This is a genomic window from Pseudomonas sp. A125 (assembly GCF_055409485.1).
Genome location: NZ_JBUZVP010000004.1, coordinates 47,914 through 64,999 on the forward strand (window position 1 = coordinate 47,914; position 17,086 = coordinate 64,999).

11 protein-coding genes and 3 pseudogenes are annotated in these 17,086 nt (G+C 61.4%); 7 read left to right on the forward strand and 7 right to left on the reverse strand.

Translation table 11 applies throughout. The features are described from left to right. Nucleotides 1-38: 38 nt before the first annotated feature. Nucleotides 39-875 (reverse strand): 23S rRNA (adenine(2030)-N(6))-methyltransferase RlmJ, encoded by an 837-nt coding sequence (locus ACZRN6_RS06975; protein ID WP_322142939.1) that lies wholly within the window; start codon nt 873-875, stop codon nt 39-41. Between the two features lie 251 nt (nt 876-1,126). Here ACZRN6_RS06975 and ACZRN6_RS06980 point away from each other — a divergent pair. Then, nucleotides 1,127-1,186, forward strand: a pseudogene (locus tag ACZRN6_RS06980) (hypothetical protein); the annotation flags it as partial. Here ACZRN6_RS06980 and ACZRN6_RS06985 read toward each other — a convergent pair. Together ACZRN6_RS06985 and ACZRN6_RS06990 are read right to left on the reverse strand one after the other, a co-directional pair. Further along, nucleotides 1,173-1,955, reverse strand: a complete 783-nt coding sequence (locus tag ACZRN6_RS06985; RefSeq protein ID WP_464007555.1) for a DUF4123 domain-containing protein — start codon at nt 1,953-1,955, stop codon at nt 1,173-1,175. The pseudogene ACZRN6_RS06980 and the gene ACZRN6_RS06985 sit on opposite strands and share 14 nt — an antisense overlap. Further along, complete coding sequence (locus ACZRN6_RS06990) at nt 1,952-3,973, reverse strand: type VI secretion system Vgr family protein (RefSeq protein ID WP_464007556.1); 2,022 nt, start codon at nt 3,971-3,973, stop codon at nt 1,952-1,954. The genes ACZRN6_RS06985 and ACZRN6_RS06990 overlap by 4 nt, the downstream gene beginning before the upstream one ends. 191 nt (nt 3,974-4,164) lie before the next feature. Here ACZRN6_RS06990 and ACZRN6_RS06995 point away from each other — a divergent pair, with 191 nt between their 5' ends. Next, a complete protein-coding gene (locus ACZRN6_RS06995) occupies nt 4,165-4,659 on the forward strand; it encodes a DUF2165 family protein (RefSeq protein ID WP_464007557.1) in 495 nt (164 codons plus the stop codon). Between the two features lie 69 nt (nt 4,660-4,728). Here ACZRN6_RS06995 and putP read toward each other — a convergent pair whose 3' ends face one another. Together putP and ACZRN6_RS07005 are read right to left on the reverse strand one after the other, a co-directional pair. Continuing rightward, entirely contained in the window at nt 4,729-6,213 is a 1,485-nt protein-coding gene (putP, locus tag ACZRN6_RS07000; protein ID WP_088423108.1) for a sodium/proline symporter PutP, read from the reverse strand. A 171-nt stretch (nt 6,214-6,384) separates the two neighbouring features. Beyond that, a complete protein-coding gene (locus tag ACZRN6_RS07005; protein ID WP_322142935.1) occupies nt 6,385-6,588 on the reverse strand; it encodes a hypothetical protein in 204 nt (67 codons plus the stop codon). A gap of 81 nt (nt 6,589-6,669) precedes the next feature. Between ACZRN6_RS07005 and putA the strand changes: the two genes are divergently transcribed. Together putA and ACZRN6_RS07015 are read left to right on the forward strand one after the other, a co-directional pair. Then, entirely contained in the window at nt 6,670-10,623 is a 3,954-nt protein-coding gene (gene putA, locus ACZRN6_RS07010) for a trifunctional transcriptional regulator/proline dehydrogenase/L-glutamate gamma-semialdehyde dehydrogenase (RefSeq protein ID WP_464007558.1), read from the forward strand. Between the two features lie 252 nt (nt 10,624-10,875). Further along, nucleotides 10,876-12,678, forward strand: coding sequence for an acyl-CoA dehydrogenase (locus ACZRN6_RS07015; RefSeq protein WP_464007559.1), 1,803 nt, complete (start codon nt 10,876-10,878; stop codon nt 12,676-12,678). On the opposite strand, the gene ACZRN6_RS07020 is transcribed toward ACZRN6_RS07015, so the two are convergent. Both ACZRN6_RS07020 and ACZRN6_RS07025 read right to left on the reverse strand, forming a co-directional pair. Next, a complete protein-coding gene (locus tag ACZRN6_RS07020) occupies nt 12,675-12,968 on the reverse strand; it encodes a cell division protein ZapA (protein ID WP_322142932.1) in 294 nt (97 codons plus the stop codon). The two genes, ACZRN6_RS07015 and ACZRN6_RS07020, sit on opposite strands and share 4 nt — an antisense overlap. Further along, a complete protein-coding gene (locus ACZRN6_RS07025) occupies nt 12,965-13,195 on the reverse strand; it encodes a hypothetical protein (protein ID WP_322142931.1) in 231 nt (76 codons plus the stop codon). Before ACZRN6_RS07025 ends, ACZRN6_RS07020 begins: the two co-directional genes overlap by 4 nt. A gap of 343 nt (nt 13,196-13,538) precedes the next feature. On the opposite strand from ACZRN6_RS07025, the pseudogene ACZRN6_RS07030 reads away from it, so the two are divergent. From ACZRN6_RS07030 to ACZRN6_RS07040, 3 genes and pseudogenes are all read left to right on the forward strand, one after another. Further along, nucleotides 13,539-14,192: pseudogene (locus tag ACZRN6_RS07030) on the forward strand (MCP four helix bundle domain-containing protein); the annotation flags it as partial. A gap of 306 nt (nt 14,193-14,498) precedes the next feature. Further along, nucleotides 14,499-15,098, forward strand: a pseudogene (locus tag ACZRN6_RS07035) (methyl-accepting chemotaxis protein); the annotation flags it as partial. Between the two features lie 219 nt (nt 15,099-15,317). Next, nucleotides 15,318-17,060, forward strand: coding sequence for a potassium/proton antiporter (locus ACZRN6_RS07040; RefSeq protein WP_464007560.1), 1,743 nt, complete (start codon nt 15,318-15,320; stop codon nt 17,058-17,060). Nucleotides 17,061-17,086: the final 26 nt, after the last annotated feature.

The window sequence follows — 17,086 nt, forward strand, 5'->3', positions numbered from 1 at the left end:
CTCAAGGCCGCCATCGCCGGCAAGCCGGCTCCTACAGGTTACTCAGCAATCAGCCAATCCATCTGCCAGCCACCCTGGGTTTGCCCAAGCTGTTTGGACAACCACGGCAGCAGCTCACGCAATTCTTCTTCCAAACCCCACGGCGGGTTGGCAATCGCCAGGCCCGAGCCGGTCAGGGTGTTAGGCGTGTCCAGTGGATGCACCAGCAATTCCACCCGCAGCAACTTCGGCGCACCGGTGCCGGCCAGGTCCTGGTAGAAGCGGCGCAGCATGCGCTGGTCTTTCACCGGGTACCAGATCGCAGCCACTGTCTGGCGCATCCGGCTCACGGCTTCCTTGAGGGACGCGGCGCAGCGCTGCATCTCGTCGAGCTTTTCGAACGGCGGGTCAATCAGCATCAGCGCGCGCTTCTCCGGCACCGGCAGCAGCGCCCGTGGTACGTGCCAGCCTTCGCCGAGGTGCACTTTCACCCGACGGTCGCCCTTCATGTTGTCCTTGAGCAGCAGGCCGTCTTCCGGGTGCTTCTCGTTGAGCAACACGCGGTCCTGAGGGCGCGTGAGGCGCCGCGCCAGCTCCGGTGAGCCGGGGTAGTAGCGCAATTGACCATCCGGGTTCATCTCGTGCAGCACGCGCATGTAGTCGCCGACCAGCGGCGGCAGGTCGGCCTGGCCCCACAGGCGGGCGATGCCTTCCAGGTATTCCCCGGTGCGGTTTGCCTGGTCACCCTGAAGGTCGTACAGACCAATGCCGGCGTGGGTGTCGAGATAGGCAAACGGCTGCTCCTTGCGCGACATCAGGGCGATGAGGCGGGTCAAGGTCAGGTGTTTGAAGACATCGGCATGGTTGCCGGCGTGAAAGGCGTGACGATAATTCATGGTTGCTCCTGCGCAGGGGGCGAAGTTTACCTTTTACGCAGGCAAAGGTGCAGGGCTGTGGTGAGCGGGCTTGCCCCGCGCGGGGCTGCAAAGCAGCCCAATAATGGCAAACGGCGTTATTTCAGACAGAATGCAGTGGGCGACTTGGGCCGCTACGCAGCCCAGCGCGGGGCAAGCCCGCTCACCACAGGGCCATGGCACCGATGAACGCGTTCCTGTTGCTGCAAAGCCTGCAAACCCTGGCCCTGCGCATGGAGCGCCACACCGCAAACGCCTTGAAGATTGACCACTTCAAACTCACTGCAAATCTTCAAGCGCCTGGTGAACATCGGCGAAGCCAAATCCCTGGCCTGCCATCCGGTGTCCACCACCCAACTCTGAGGCCAGCCAGGCGACCAGGGCCTGATGGCTGACATCCGCCCGGCGCACGAAGTAGGCGACCTTGTGCTTCAGGGCCGCCGGCACAAAGGCGCTGTACAAGTCCGGGCGCTGTTCCTCCAGCCATTGCAGCAGGTTATCCACCAGCGTAACGCTCGACTGCTCACGCAGGCGCTGCAGAACATGCGGCGGCACTTGCCACCATGGGCCGGGCTTTGCTGCTCCCACCGCCGCAACCGCTACCTCATGTTCGCGACCATTGATCCAGTAGCGACTGAACACCGGGAGCAACTCCTTTGCCTGCGGCCCCAGCGCCTGCAAGACCGGCAGGACATAAGCACCGTCCCAGAAGCGAAAGAACACCGCCGGCCCCTCCGGCAACAGTACCTTGGTCAGGCTGCGCAGATGCTCGACAACGGTTTGCAAGGAACAGGACGACACCGCCAGCCAACCCCAGTCGGTACCTTCGCATTCGGCGGCCCATTTCAAAAAGGCGCTGTCAACGGCGACCACCGCAACGTAGGGCATCACCTCATCCCATTCCCCATACTCGCTATCCGCCCAGATTGGAGTGAACGGACCACCATAGGTACGACGCCAGGCCTCAAGTGGCTTGCAGTCACTGGCATTGCCCCACACCGCAAACAACTGCTCGCCCGCCTGCAACGGTGCAGACTCAAGCCACTGCCCGGGAGACATCATGGCGCACCTGCGGGCAGAGAGGCTTTGCGGTGCAGAGGCGTATCACACACGCCATTGCGGCAGCGCTCGCACTCCTCACAAAAGGGCGCACTGCGTTTCAGGCTGAACACTTGCACGGCACTCAATGGCGCCGGAATTACCGCCAGCAGTTTTTCCTGTAGCCCTGGCATCAGCGGCGCTCCGGCCGGTGCTGGCGCCCCGCCCAGCTGGACCGGAACGCTACTGAAAATCCCGCCCGCCGACACGTTGATCCACTGCCCGCCGGCCTGCAGGGTCACGCTGGCGCCCGCGTCGATAACGACGCTTTGCCCCGCGCCAATGTTAATCGTCAGACCGGCACGCAACTGCTGCGAGCCGGCGATCGTCAGGTGATCGTCCTGCTTGAGTTCGGTCAGGCGGTTACCGTGGGTCGTGCGCTGCTCTTCGCCCTGAAGCTCGTGACGATCGAGGCCTTTGACGATCACGTTGCGCTGGTTGTCGACCTGCACGTGCTGATCATGGAGTACATGCTGAGTCCAGTTGCGCTGGGCGCGCAGGTAGATTTCCTCGGCGCCCTTGCGGTCCTCGATCCGCAGCTCGTTGTAGCCACCGCCGCCGGGGCTGGTCTGGCTACGGAAGATGCTGCGGGTCTTGTCGGCCGGCAGGTCCAGCGGCACCGGCGTCGCCGCATTGGCCAGGCAGCCGACCACCAACGGCGTGTCGGCGTCGCCATCGACGAAGCCCACCAGCACTTCCATGCCCACTCGCGGGATCATCACCGCGCCGTAATGCTCATGGGCCCAGCCGCTGGCTACCCGCAACCAGCAGCTGGAATGTTCGTTGTGTTCCCCTGCGCGATCCCAGGCGAGTTGCACCTTGACCCGGCCGTATTCGTCGCAATGGATTTCACTGCCTTGCGGCCCGGTGACCACGGCGTTCTGGTAGCCGGATATCGGTGTACGTGGCGGCGCTGGCGCGGGTCGAAACACAGTGTCCCAAGGTGTGGCGACGAAGGTGTTGCTATAGCCCTGGAGCAACCCATCGCCCACAGACTCTTCGAGCACTTGCGGCTGCCTGCCGAAGTGTTCGACCTGCGTCACCAGCCACAGGTCATTCCATTCATCACGCGGATGCGCTGCCAGCTTGAAAAACTGACCACTGACCAACGCCGGTTGATCGCCACTGCCATGGGCCTGGAGATAGTCACGGCGGTATCGCTCAAGGGCGCGTTGTGCCAAATGCTTGCCGTGGGCCCGATCGGTAAAGTGGCCTGGATAGCCTTGGCCTTCGAGGGCTGGAAGCTGCTCGCCCAGCACCTCGCTTTCCAGCTGCAAGCGCGGTTTGCGAAAGTCATAATCGCGCAGGTTCACACCCGTGGTTCGGGTTTCCAGGCGCACTGAAAAGCGCTTGATCACCGGCGTATCGGCGACCATCCCGGTGCCAGGCGCATAGTCCGTCGGCTGCTCGCCCTGGGCGAACACCGCCTGGTCATCGCCAAACACCAACAGGTGCCCGTCAGGGCTGTGCTGGAAATGGTAGTGAATCCCCAACTCGGCGCACAGACGCTGGATAAACCCCAAATCGCTTTCACCGAACTGCACGCAGTACTCGCGCGCCGGATACACACCGCCCAGCCTGAATTCGAAAGCATCGCCGTGGATGCCCTGCCCCTCCAGCACCTGCTTGATGATCTGCGGCACACTGTGGTGCTGGAAAATTCGCTGGTGGCTGCTGTGTTGCAGGTAAGCCAGGCGTGGCACCAGGCTGATCTGGTAGCGGGTTAACCGCCTGCCTGAGTCGCCTTGGGCAACGCGGTAGACCTGGCCGTGAATGCCATGCCCCGTGGCGTCAAAACCCAGGAAGGCCTGGCGGTGCAGCAGGCTTTCAAGGTCGAGGTCTGGCTGCTCGCTGACCAGTTCAAGGTCAAAGCAATAAGGTTCGCTGATGGCTTCGCTGCCCTTGAACTCAAAGACCTTGAGATCACTGGGCATACCGTCGAGGGTCAGGGTAAAGGCACTTTGATTGGCAGGAGCGAACATCCGGTGTTTCTCTGCGAGTAGTGGGCGGCCGATTCTGCACCAGCTTTTTGCCGAGCTGGGTACGCCGCAGGCAAATCAGTAAATCCCTACACGGCAGGCACTTTAATCTTCATGTATCTGACGTCGAAGCCCTACCGTCAGCGTGCTAGCGTAATCGCCCTTCCCCAACGCCGAATAACAATGGAAAAAACATGGCCACACGCTACGCAAAAATCGTCCTGACCCTTGCCCTGGCAGCCTTCGCCACCCTTGTCGCCTTCAGCAACATCACCGACTACGGCTCCAACTTCGCCTTCGTCAAACATGTGTTGAGCATGGACACCACCTTCCCCGGCAACGCCGCCATGTATCGCTCAATCACCACCCCATGGCTGTGGCATGGCGCGTATTGGCTGATCATTGCCGGTGAGGCACTGACGGCGGTGCTGCTGGCACGCGGAGCACTGGCCTTGTGGCGGGCTCGCCAGGCCCGCAGTGCCGACTTCAATCGCGCCAAAAAAAGCGCAACCGTTGGCCTCACCCTGGGTTTTGTGGTGTGGCTCTTCGGGTTCATGGTGATCGGCGGCGAATGGTTCCTGATGTGGCAATCCCATCAGTGGAATGGGCAGGAAGCAGCCTTCAAATTTTACATGGCGATTTTGGGGGTGCTGATTTTTCTTAGTCAGCCGGACGCGGAGCTCAACTGAATCGCGCCCATTAAAAACGGCCCGCATGCGGGCCGTTTTCAATTCAACGGGCATTCAAGCCCCCGCTGATTACTTATTGAGGTTGTAGTCTGCCTCGGCCGCGTCAAACCGCTGAACCATGCCGGCAGTCGGAGCACCCAGCTTGCTGACGAAGTAGATCGCCAGGCTCGCAAAGATGAAGCCCGGGATGATTTCGTACAGGCCCAACAGGCTGAAGTGCTTCCACACAATCACAGTGATCGCGCCCACCAGGATACCGGCCAGTGCGCCATTACGCGTCATGCCTTTCCACAGCACCGAGATCAGCACCACAGGGCCAAACGCAGCACCGAAGCCTGCCCAGGCGTAGCTCACCAGGCCCAGCACACGGTTTTCCGGATTGGCGGCCATGGCGATGGCGATCAACGCCACCAGCAGCACCATGGCGCGACCGACCCACACCAGCTCAACCTGGGAGGCGTTTTTACGCAGGAAGGTTTTGTAGAAGTCTTCGGTCAGGGCGCTGGAACACACCAGCAGCTGGCAGCTCAGGGTGCTCATTACCGCCGCCAGGATGGCGGACAGCAACACACCGGCGATCCATGGGTTGAACAGCAGCTTGGCCAGTTCGATGAACACACGTTCGTGGTTCTCGGTTACCGGGCCGGCCACTTCCGGGTGCGCCGAGAAGTAGGCGATACCGAAGAAGCCCACCGCGACCGTGCCACCCAGGCACAGGATCATCCAGGTCATGGAGATGCGGCGCGCCTTGGCAATCGACTTCACCGAATCCGCCGCCATGAAACGCGCGAGGATGTGCGGCTGGCCGAAGTAACCCAGGCCCCAGCCCATCAGCGAAATGATGCCGATGAAGGTGGTGTTTTTCAGCATGTTGAAGTTGTCAGGGTTCTGCGCTTCGATCGCCAGGAAGGTGGTGTCGACGCCACCGGTGGCCAGCAACACAATAATTGGCGTCAGGATCAGGGCGAAGATCATCAGCGTGGCTTGTACGGTGTCAGTCCAGCTCACCGCCAGGAAACCACCGACGAAGGTGTAGGCAATGGTCGCTGCAGCACCGGCCCACAGCGCAGTCTCGTAGGACATGCCGAAGGTACTTTCAAACAGGCGGGCGCCGGCCACGATGCCGGAAGCGCAGTAAATGGTGAAGAACACCAAAATCACCACCGCAGAGATGATCCGCAGCAGGCCGCTTTTATCTTCGAAACGGCTGGAGAAGTAATCCGGCAGGGTCAGGGCGTCGCCGTTGTGCTCGGTCTGCACCCGCAGGCGGCCGGCTACAAACAGCCAGTTCAGATAAGCGCCAACGATCAGGCCGATGGCGATCCAGCTTTCCGACAGGCCAGACATGTAGATCGCTCCGGGCAAGCCCATCAGCAACCAGCCGCTCATGTCCGAGGCGCCCGCCGAGAGCGCAGTGACCACGCTGCCGAGGCTGCGACCGCCCAGGATGTAGTCGGAAAGGTTATTGGTGGAGCGATAGGCCATAAAGCCGATCAGCACCATGGCAGCGATATAGATCACAAATGTGATCAGGGTAGGATTACTTACGCTCATTGAGTTACGCCCTGGCTTTGTTTTTATGTAGCAGCGGTCTGTCCGGACGGCCACCCACGTGCAGTGGATAGACGAAGCTTGGCGCCGCGCATTTATGACTGACGTTTCCCCAGGAAAGCCATCAGCCGATGAACCATCCGTGGGAGGTTGCACCTTGGACGCGAATGCTATTCAACAAAGTAAATAAGGTGCAACCAGTTTCTTGAGATTAAGTTGCACCTTGATGTGTTTTTCGGAAAACACCGTGTTTTTGCTCCTTTTCGGAGCAAGCGCAGCCAAAGTCAGAACCAAACGCACCAACACACAGCCGATTCGGCTGTGGCGATAATTTTTCCCGATCAGCGTCAAAAAAATCATGGATAAAAAGGGTTGCACCCGGTTGCACCTCTGTCATCGCAAAGCTAATCTTGCCGCCAGCTGATGCCACGCAGTAGTGGCACCCATGAGGATAAAAAGATGGCTACGACCACCCTTGGGGTCAAACTTGACGACCCGACCCGCGAGCGCCTGAAGGCGGCCGCGACCTCCATTGATCGCACGCCGCACTGGCTGATCAAGCAGGCGATTTTCAATTACCTGGAGAAACTCGAGGGTGGTGCAACCCTGGCCGAGCTCAACGGCCTGGTCAGCAAGGACGCGGAAGAAGCCGGTGAGGTCCAGACCGACCACGCCCACCAGTGCTTCCTGGAGTTCGCCGAGAGCATCCTGCCGCAATCCGTACTGCGCGCCTCGATCACCGCCGCTTACCGCCGCCCGGAGCCAGAAGTGGTACCGATGCTGATCGAGCAGGCCCGCCTGCCCGTGGCAATGGCCGACGCGACCAACAAGCTCGCTTCTTCGATCGCCGAGAAACTGCGCAATCAGAAAAGCGCCGGCGGCCGTGCAGGCATCGTCCAGGGCTTGCTGCAGGAATTCTCCCTGTCGTCCCAGGAAGGCGTTGCGCTGATGTGCCTCGCCGAAGCGCTGCTGCGCATTCCGGACAAGGGCACTCGCGACGCGCTGATCCGCGACAAGATCAGCACCGGCAACTGGCATCCGCACCTGGGCAACAGCCCGTCGCTGTTCGTCAACGCCGCCACCTGGGGCCTGCTGCTGACCGGCAAACTGGTCGCCACCCACAACGAAGCCGGCCTGACATCGTCCCTGAGCCGCATCATTGGCAAAAGCGGCGAGCCGATGATCCGCAAGGGCGTCGACATGGCCATGCGCCTGATGGGCGAGCAATTCGTCACCGGCGAAACCATCGCCGAAGCCCTGGCCAATGCGAGTAAGTTCGAAGCCAAGGGCTTCCGCTATTCCTACGACATGCTCGGTGAAGCCGCACTCACCGAACACGACGCCCAGAAATACCTGGCCTCGTACGAACAAGCCATCCACTCGATCGGCAAAGCGTCCCACGGTCGTGGGATTTATGAAGGCCCGGGCATTTCCATCAAACTCTCGGCCCTGCACCCGCGTTACAGCCGTGCGCAGTACGAGCGTGTGATGGACGAGCTGTACCCGCGCCTGTTGTCGCTCACGCTGCTGGCCAAGCAATACGACATCGGCTTGAACATCGACGCCGAAGAAGCCGACCGCCTGGAGCTGTCGCTCGACCTGCTGGAACGCCTGTGCTTCGAGCCGCAACTGACCGGCTGGAACGGCATCGGCTTTGTGATCCAGGCCTACCAGAAGCGTTGCCCGTATGTGATCGACTACGTGATCGACCTGGCACGCCGCAGCCGCCATCGCCTGATGATCCGCCTGGTGAAAGGCGCGTACTGGGACAGCGAAATCAAGCGCGCCCAGGTCGAAGGCCTCGAAGGCTACCCGGTGTACACCCGCAAGGTGTACACCGACGTGTCCTACATTGCCTGCGCACGCAAACTGCTCTCGGTACCGGAAGTTATCTACCCGCAGTTCGCCACCCACAACGCCCACACGCTGTCGGCGATTTACCATATCGCCGGCCAGAACTATTACCCCGGCCAGTACGAGTTCCAATGCCTGCACGGCATGGGCGAACCGCTGTACGAGCAGGTTGTAGGCAAGGTATCCGAAGGCAAGCTGAACCGTCCGTGCCGGGTGTACGCACCGGTCGGCACTCACGAAACGTTGCTGGCTTACCTGGTGCGTCGCCTGCTGGAAAACGGCGCCAACACCTCGTTCGTCAACCGCATCGCCGACCAATCCATCTCGATCCAGGAGCTGGTGGCCGATCCAGTGGCCAGCATCGAGCAGATGGCGACGCTGGAAGGCGGCTTCGGCCTGCCGCACCCGCGTATCCCGCTGCCGCGTGACCTGTATGGTGCCGAGCGCGCCAACTCCGCCGGTATCGACCTGGCCAACGAACACCGCCTGGCGTCGCTGTCCTGCGCCTTGCTGGCTACCGCGCATAACAACTGGAAAGCCGCGCCGATGCTCGGTTGCGCTTCCAGCAATGAAGCGGCTGCACCAGTGTTGAACCCGTCGGATCTGCGTGACGTGGTTGGCCACGTACAGGAAGCAACTGTCGAAGACGTCGACAACGCCATCCAGTGCGCCCTGAACGCTGCGCCAATCTGGCAGGCCACCCCGCCCGCCGAACGCGCCGCGATCCTGGAACGTGCCGCCGACCTGATGGAAGGCGAGATCCAGCCGCTGATGGGCCTGCTGGCCCGCGAAGCCGGCAAGACCTTCGCCAACGCCATCGCCGAAGTGCGTGAAGCCGTGGACTTCCTGCGTTACTACGCGGTGCAGGCTCGCAACGATTTCACCAACGACGCTCACCGCCCGCTGGGTCCGGTGGTGTGCATCAGCCCGTGGAACTTCCCGCTGGCGATCTTCAGTGGCCAGGTCGCCGCTGCACTGGCCGCCGGCAACCCGGTACTGGCCAAGCCTGCCGAGCAAACACCGCTGGTGGCCGCACAAGCCGTGCGCCTGCTGCTGGAAGCCGGGATTCCGGAAGGCGTGCTGCAACTGCTGCCGGGCCAGGGCGAAACCGTCGGTGCGCGCCTGGTGGGTGATGATCGCGTCAAGGGCGTGATGTTCACCGGTTCCACCGAGGTTGCGCGCTTGCTGCAACGCAGTGTCGCCGGCCGTCTGGATGCACAGGGTCGTCCGATTCCGCTGATCGCCGAAACCGGTGGCCAGAACGCAATGATCGTCGACTCCTCGGCACTCACCGAACAAGTGGTGATCGACGTAGTGTCGTCGGCCTTCGACAGTGCCGGTCAACGTTGCTCGGCCCTGCGCGTACTGTGCTTGCAGGAAGATTCCGCTGACCGCGTCATCGAAATGCTGAAAGGTGCCATGGCTGAATGCCGCCTCGGCAACCCGGAGCGCCTGTCGGTGGATATCGGCCCGGTGATCGACGCCGAAGCCAAGGCGGGTATCGAGAAACATATCCAGGCCATGCGCGACAAAGGCCGCAACGTTTACCAGGTCGCGATTGCCGATAGCGAAGAGATCAAGCGCGGCACCTTCGTGATGCCAACCCTGATCGAACTGGAAAGCTTCGACGAACTGCAACGGGAGATCTTCGGCCCGGTGCTGCACGTGGTGCGCTACAAGCGCAAAGAGATCGACCAGCTTATCGGCCAGATCAATGCCTCCGGCTATGGCCTGACCCTGGGCGTGCACACCCGCATCGACGAGACCATCGCCAAGGTGATCGACAACGTCCATGCCGGTAACGTCTACGTAAACCGCAACATTGTCGGTGCCGTGGTCGGCGTGCAGCCGTTCGGCGGCGAAGGCCTGTCGGGTACGGGCCCGAAAGCCGGCGGCCCGCTGTACCTGTACCGCCTGCTGTCGACTCGTCCTACGGATGCTATCGAGCAATCCTTTGTACGCGGTGACGCATTGGCCGCACCGGATGTACGCCTGCGGGATGCCATGAGCAAGCCGCTGACCGCCCTGCAAGCCTGGGCCGACAGCAACAAACTCAGCGACTTGAGCGCCCTGTGCGTGCAGTTCGCCGCGCAATCCCAAAGCGGTATCACCCGCCAACTGGCCGGCCCGACCGGCGAGCGCAACAGCTACGCGATCCTGCCCCGCGAGCACGTACTGTGCCTGGCGGAAGCAGAAGTGGACCTGTTGACCCAGTTAGCCGCCGTACTGGCGGTAGGCAGCTCGGCTGTGTGGCCGGAAACCGAATTGACCAAGGCCGTGTTCCCACGCTTGCCGAAGGATATTCAGGCGAAGATCACACGAGTGGCCGACTGGACCAAAGACGAAGTGGTCTTTGATGCAGTGCTGCATCACGGCGACTCTGACCAACTGCGCGGCGTTTGCCAGCAAGTGGCCAAGCGTGGCGGAGCGATTGTCGGGGTTCACGGCCTGTCGTCCGGCGAAACCGGGATTGCCCTAGAGCGCCTGGTGATCGAGCGGGCGTTGAGCGTCAACACCGCTGCGGCGGGCGGTAACGCCAGCCTGATGACCATCGGCTAACTGACAAAACGCGGTCGAAATGTGGGAGCTGGCTTATGTGGAAGCTGGCTTGCCTGCGATGGCATCACCTCGGTGTATCTGACACATCGAGGTGCCTGCATCGCGGGCAAGCCCGGCTCCCACAAAAGCTCCCACATTGACCGCGTCCCAGCTTCCTCCCTGTTTTGCCCCTCCATCACCCAGATCAATCTTGCTATCCAGCCTCTATTTGCGCACTTAGACTCAGGCCAATTCCCACAAAGGTAAGCCGCCATGTCCGAGACGCTGCTCAGTTCCCGCAATCTGGCTTTCGAGCTGTACGAAGTCCTCGATGCCGAGGGCCTGACCCAGCGCGAGCGGTTTGCCGAACACAACCGTGAAACCTTCGACGCCGCCATCGATACCGCCCGCAGCATTGCCGAGAAGTTCTTCGCCCCGCACAACCGCAAGGGCGACGAAAACGAACCACGCTATGAGAATGGTCAGGCGATTCTGATTCCTGAAGTGAAACCGGCGGTGGACGCCTTCCTTGACGCCGGCTTTCTCAACGCCGCCCGCAGCTTCGAAGCCGGTGGCATGCAGTTGCCAACCCTGCTGTCCCAAGCGTGTTTTGCACACTTCCAGTCGGCCAACGCCGCCTCCACGTCCTATCCGTTCCTGACCATGGGCGCCGCCAACCTGATCGAGAGTTTCGGCACCGAGGAGCAGAAACAACGCTTCCTGCAACCGATGATCGAAGGCCGCTTTTTCGGCACCATGGCGCTGACCGAGCCCCACGCAGGCTCATCGCTGTCGGATATTCGTACCCGCGCAGAGCCGGCGGCTGACGGCAGCTATCGCCTCAAGGGCAACAAGATCTTCATCTCTGGTGGTGACCACCCACTGTCGGAGAACATCGTGCACATGGTGCTGGCCAAGCTGCCGGACGCGCCCGCAGGGGTGAAGGGCATTTCGCTGTTTATCGTGCCCAAGTTCCTGGTCAACGACGACGGTAGCCTGGGCAAACGCAACGACGTGCTGCTGGCCGGGCTGTTTCACAAGATGGGCTGGCGCGGCACCACCTCGACGGCGCTGAATTTCGGCGATAACGGGGAGTGTGTCGGCTATCTGGTAGGTGAGCCGCATAAGGGCTTGAACTGCATGTTCCAGATGATGAACGAGGCGCGGATCGGCGTCGGCATGGGCGCGGTGATGCTCGGCTATGCCGGCTACCTGTATTCGCTGGAGTACGCCCGCGAACGCCCGCAAGGTCGCCTGCCTGACAGCAAAGACCCCAACACCGCACCCGTGTCGATCATCCAGCACGCCGATATCAAGCGCATGCTGTTGACGCAAAAAGCCTATGTGGAAGGCGCCTTCGACCTTGGCTTATACGCAGCGCGCCTGTTCGACGACACCACCACCCTGGAAACCGAAGCGGCCCGCAAACAGGCCCACGAACTGCTGGACCTGCTGACGCCGATCGTCAAATCCTGGCCTTCGGAGTTTTGCCTGAAGGCCAACGAACTGGCGATCCAGATTCTCGGCGGCCACGGCTACACCCGCGAATACCCGGTGGAGCAGTACTACCGCGACAACCGCCTGAACCCGATCCATGAAGGCACTCACGGCATTCAGTCACTGGACTTGCTGGGGCGCAAACTCGCGCAAAACGGCGGCGCGGGCTTGAAACAACTGATTCGCCTGATCGCCGAGACCGGCGCGCGGGCACAGCAATACCCCTCGCTTACCCCACTACGGGACCCACTGGAACAGTTGGTGGCACGCCTGCAAAGCGTCACCCTCGGCCTGTTGACGGATCTCGCCCAAGGCAAGGTCAACAGCAGCCTGGCGAATTCGGCGCTGTACCTGAAAGTGTTCGGGCATACGGTGATTGGCTGGCGCTGGCTGGAGCAGGCGATTCGCGCCGAGGAAGGGCTGGCCAAGGGCAATGCTGGCGATGTCGCCTTCTATAAAGGCAAGCTCCAGGCCTCCCGGTACTTCCTGACGTGGGAAATACCGGGCTGCCATCATGAACTGGCGATTCTCGAGGCACGTGATGACACGTGCCTGGGGATGCAGGATGAGTGGTTCTAAGGCTGTCCGATCGCCTTGGAAATCACCTCGACCGTGGCGCTGACTTGCTCTTGGTAACGGTCGAGTTCCTGCTGGTGACGCTTTTGCATTTCGATCTGCTCGGCGCACAGGTTCAGCGCCGCCAGCACCAATAGCTTGTCACCGAGCAGCGTCGGGTACTTTTTCTTGGTGGTGGCCAAAGATGCCTTGAGCATCGTCACGGCACTCATCAGGGTGTTGTCTTCCCCCTCCGGCGCCTTGATCGAGTAATCCTCACCGAGAATCGAAACGACCTTTATCCCTTCATTCATGCGCCGACAGGACCTGCGCTCACACGCTCAACCAACGCCTGGATACGGGCCGCGGTGGCGCCCTGCTTTTCTTCCTGTTCCATCAGGTTCAACTGCAAGCTGTCGTTTTCATCCTTGGCGCGGGCCAGTTCGGCCTTGAGGGATTCGTGGGTGCCCAGCAGATCCTGGTTCTGCTGTACCAGGTCGCTGACCAGTTGTTCCAATTGGCTGAGGGATGTTTCTAACATTTTGATTTCTCGGGCTTTTTCAAAGGGCGGTGACGATAAAGAAAATTCACCTCGGATGCCAGGGTTATCCCCGGCGCGGGGCCTTGATTTTACAGGGCAGGCCACGCTTTCGAGCCTTAGTGACTGCATTTATGGCATCTGGTTCCTGAATCCCGTCAGACCGTCTCGATCTGCGACAAAAGCGCGCACCCCCTCAAGACTTTAGTCGTATGACCGATAGGTCATGTGCACCCCGCCCAAACCCCGCACGGATCGCGCTTCTCCCCAGGATCACAACATGTCTCTTCGTAATATGAATATCGCGCCGCGGGCATCCCTCGGCTTTGCGTTGATTGGTGCACTGATGTTGTTTCTCGGTGTTTTCGCCTTGAACCAGATGAGCAAAATTCGCGCAGCGACCGAAGACATCACCCTGAGCAGCGTGCCAAGCATTCGCGCCCTGGACGAGTTCACCCAGCTGACCCTGCGCCTGCGGGTACTGTCCTATCGCCTGCTGACCAACCGCGAGCCCGACATTCAGCAAAAAACCCTCGAATCGTTTGACGTGCGCAATCAGCAGATTCGCACCGCCCAGGCGGTCTACGAGAAGCTGATCGACAGCCCTGAAGAACGCAGCACGTACGACGAGTACGTGCGCCTGCTGGCCCAGTACCATCAGATCGAAGAGCGCATGAAGAGCCTGTCCCGGGCCAATCAGGTAGAGGAGCTGCGCACGCTGCTGAACACCGAGCTGCTGAACAACTCGGACCAGATCAACGCCGTACTGAGCCGCCTGGCCGACACCAATAACAAGATGGCCCTTGCCACCAACCAGCAAGCCGCCGACCAGTACGACATGGCCTTTGAGCTGGTGGTGATCCTGCTGATTCTGGCCACCGCCCTGACGATGCTGTTTGCCTGGTTGCTGTCGCGCAGCATCACCCAACCGATCGCCCAGGCATTGGAGGCCGCCGAAGAGATCGCCGAAGGCAACCTGACGCGCCCGATCAAGGTCGAAGGCAACGACGAAGCCGGCCGGCTGCTGTTGGCAATGGCCAAGATGCAGGACAAGTTGAAAGACACGTTGCAGCGCATCGCAGGCTCGGCCACCCAAGTGGCTTGCGCGGCAGAAGAGTTGAACGCGGTGACCGACGAAAGCGCCCGTGGCCTGACCCAGCAAAACAACGAAATCGAACAGGCCGCCACGGCGGTCAATGAGATGACCAGCGCGGTCGAAGAAGTGGCCCGCAATGCGGTCAGCACCTCCGAAGCCTCGAAAAACGCCACCTCCTCGGCCGGCGATGGCCGTGACCTGGTGCAGGAAACCGTGGGCGCCATCGAGCGCATGAGCAGCGACGTGCAAGCCACCGCAACCCTGATCGGCAACCTGGCGGAAGAGTCCCGCGACATCGGCAAAGTACTGGACGTGATTCGCGGCCTGGCCGACCAGACCAACCTGCTGGCCCTGAACGCGGCGATTGAAGCCGCTCGCGCCGGTGAAGCCGGGCGTGGTTTTGCGGTGGTGGCGGATGAAGTGCGGGCCCTGGCCCATCGCACCCAGCAGTCCACCAGCGAGATCGAGCGAATGATCGGCAGCATCCAGGCCGGTACCGAGCATGCGGTGGACTCGATGCGTAACAGCACCGAGCGTGCGGAGTCGACGCTGAATATCGCCAAGGGTGCGGGGATGTCGCTGGACACCATCAATAGCGCCATCGTTGAAATCAACGAGCGCAACCTGGTGATCGCCAGTGCCGCTGAAGAGCAGGCGCAAGTGGCGCGGGAAGTGGATCGCAACCTGGTGAATATTCGTGATTTGTCGGTGCAATCGGCCACTGGCGCCAGCCAGACGAGTGCGGCGAGCAATGAACTGTCGCGCCTGGCGGTGGATTTGAACGGGATGGTGGGGCGCTTCCGGCTCTAATCCCTTGTGGGAGCTGGCTTGCCTGCTATAGCAATCTGACAGCCACGATCTCCAGTGACTGACACACCGCAATCGCAGGCAAGCCAGCGCCCACATTTGACCTGTGTACATCCCCAACACCTTTTTTGACAGCACAGCAATTCAACAGGTTAGAATCGCTGGCACGCAGACTGCATGGTCAGTTTGCGCCTCGCCTTACCTACTCATGGAGTACTGCCTTTGAATGCGACGACCATCAACAGCCTGTTCTTGATCGGCGCGTTGCTGGTAGGTGCGAGCATTCTGGTAAGTTCTCTTTCGTCCCGCCTGGGGATTCCGATCCTGGTGATCATCCTGGCCGTGGGCATGATCGCCGGCGTCGACGGCGGCGGCATCATCTTTGATAACTACCCTACCGCCTACCTCGTGGGCAACCTCGCCCTGGCCGTGATCCTGCTTGATGGCGGCTTGCGAACGCGGGTGGCCAGTTTCCGCGTGGCGCTCTGGCCCGCGTTGTCTCTGGCGACGGTCGGGGTACTGATCACCACCGGCCTCACCGGCATGGCAGCCGCCTGGCTGTTCAACCTCAACATCATTCAAGGCCTGCTGATCGGCGCCATCGTCGGCTCCACGGACGCTGCGGCGGTGTTCTCGCTGCTGGGCGGCAAGGGCCTGAACGAACGGGTCACCGCCAGCCTGGAAATAGAATCCGGCAGCAATGACCCGATGGCGGTGTTCCTCACCGTCACCCTGATCGACATGCTCGCCAGCGGCCAGACCGGCCTGCACTGGAACCTGCTGGGCCACTTGGTCCGCGAGTTCGGCATCGGCGGCATCATCGGCCTGGGCGGCGGCTGGTTGATGCTGCAGATGGTCAACCGCATCAACCTGGCCAACGGCCTGTACCCGATCCTGGTGATTTCCGGCGGCCTGTTCGTGTTTGCCCTGACCAACGCCCTGCACGGCAGCGGCTTCCTCGCGGTGTACCTGTGCGGCCTGGTGATCGGCAACCGCCCGGTGCGCAGCCGGCATGGCATCTTGCATATGCTCGACGGCATGGCCTGGCTCGCGCAGATCGGCATGTTCCTGGTGCTGGGCCTGCTGGTCACGCCCCATGACCTGCTGCCCATCGCACTGCCGGCCCTGGGCCTGGCGCTGTGGATGATTTTGTTCGCACGGCCGCTGTCGGTAATGGTCGGCCTGCTGCCGTTCAAGGCCTTCCACGGCCGAGAGAAAGCCTTTATCGCCTGGGTCGGCCTGCGCGGCGCGGTGCCGATCATTCTGGCGGTGTTCCCGCTGATGGCTGGCCTGCCCCACGCGCAGCTTTACTTCAACCTGGCGTTTTTTATCGTGCTGGTGTCGTTGCTGGTGCAGGGCACGAGCCTGCCGTGGGTCGCCAAACTGTTGAAAGTGACGGTACCGCCAGAGCCTGCGCCGATTTCCCGGGCGGCCCTGGAAGTGCACGTCACCAGCGAGTGGGAGCTGTTCGTGTACCGCCTGGGTGCCGAAAAATGGTGCATCGGCGCCGCCCTGCGCGAGCTGAAAATGCCCGAAGGCACGCGGATCGCCGCGCTGTTTCGTGGCCAGCAACTGCTCCATCCGTCGGGTAGTACGGTGCTGGAGGTCGACGATCTGCTCTGCGTGATCGGCCATGAACACAACCTGCCGGCCCTCGGCAAACTGTTCAGCCAGGCACCACAACGCGGCCTCGACCTGCGCTTCTTCGGCGACTTCGTACTGGAAGGCGACGCCCAGCTGGGTGCGGTGTCGGCGCTGTACGGGCTCAAGCTCGAAGGCATCGACCCGGACATGCCACTGAGCCGCTTCATCACCCAGAAAGTTGGCGGTGCGCCAGTGGTCGGCGACCAGGTGGAGTGGAACAACACCATCTGGACCGTCGCGGTCATGGACGGGAACAAGATCGGCAAAGTCGGCGTCAGATTCCCCGAAGGAAGTCGCCCGGGCCCCGGACTCTTCCTCTAAACTGCGGGGGCATTGCCCCCCTTCTC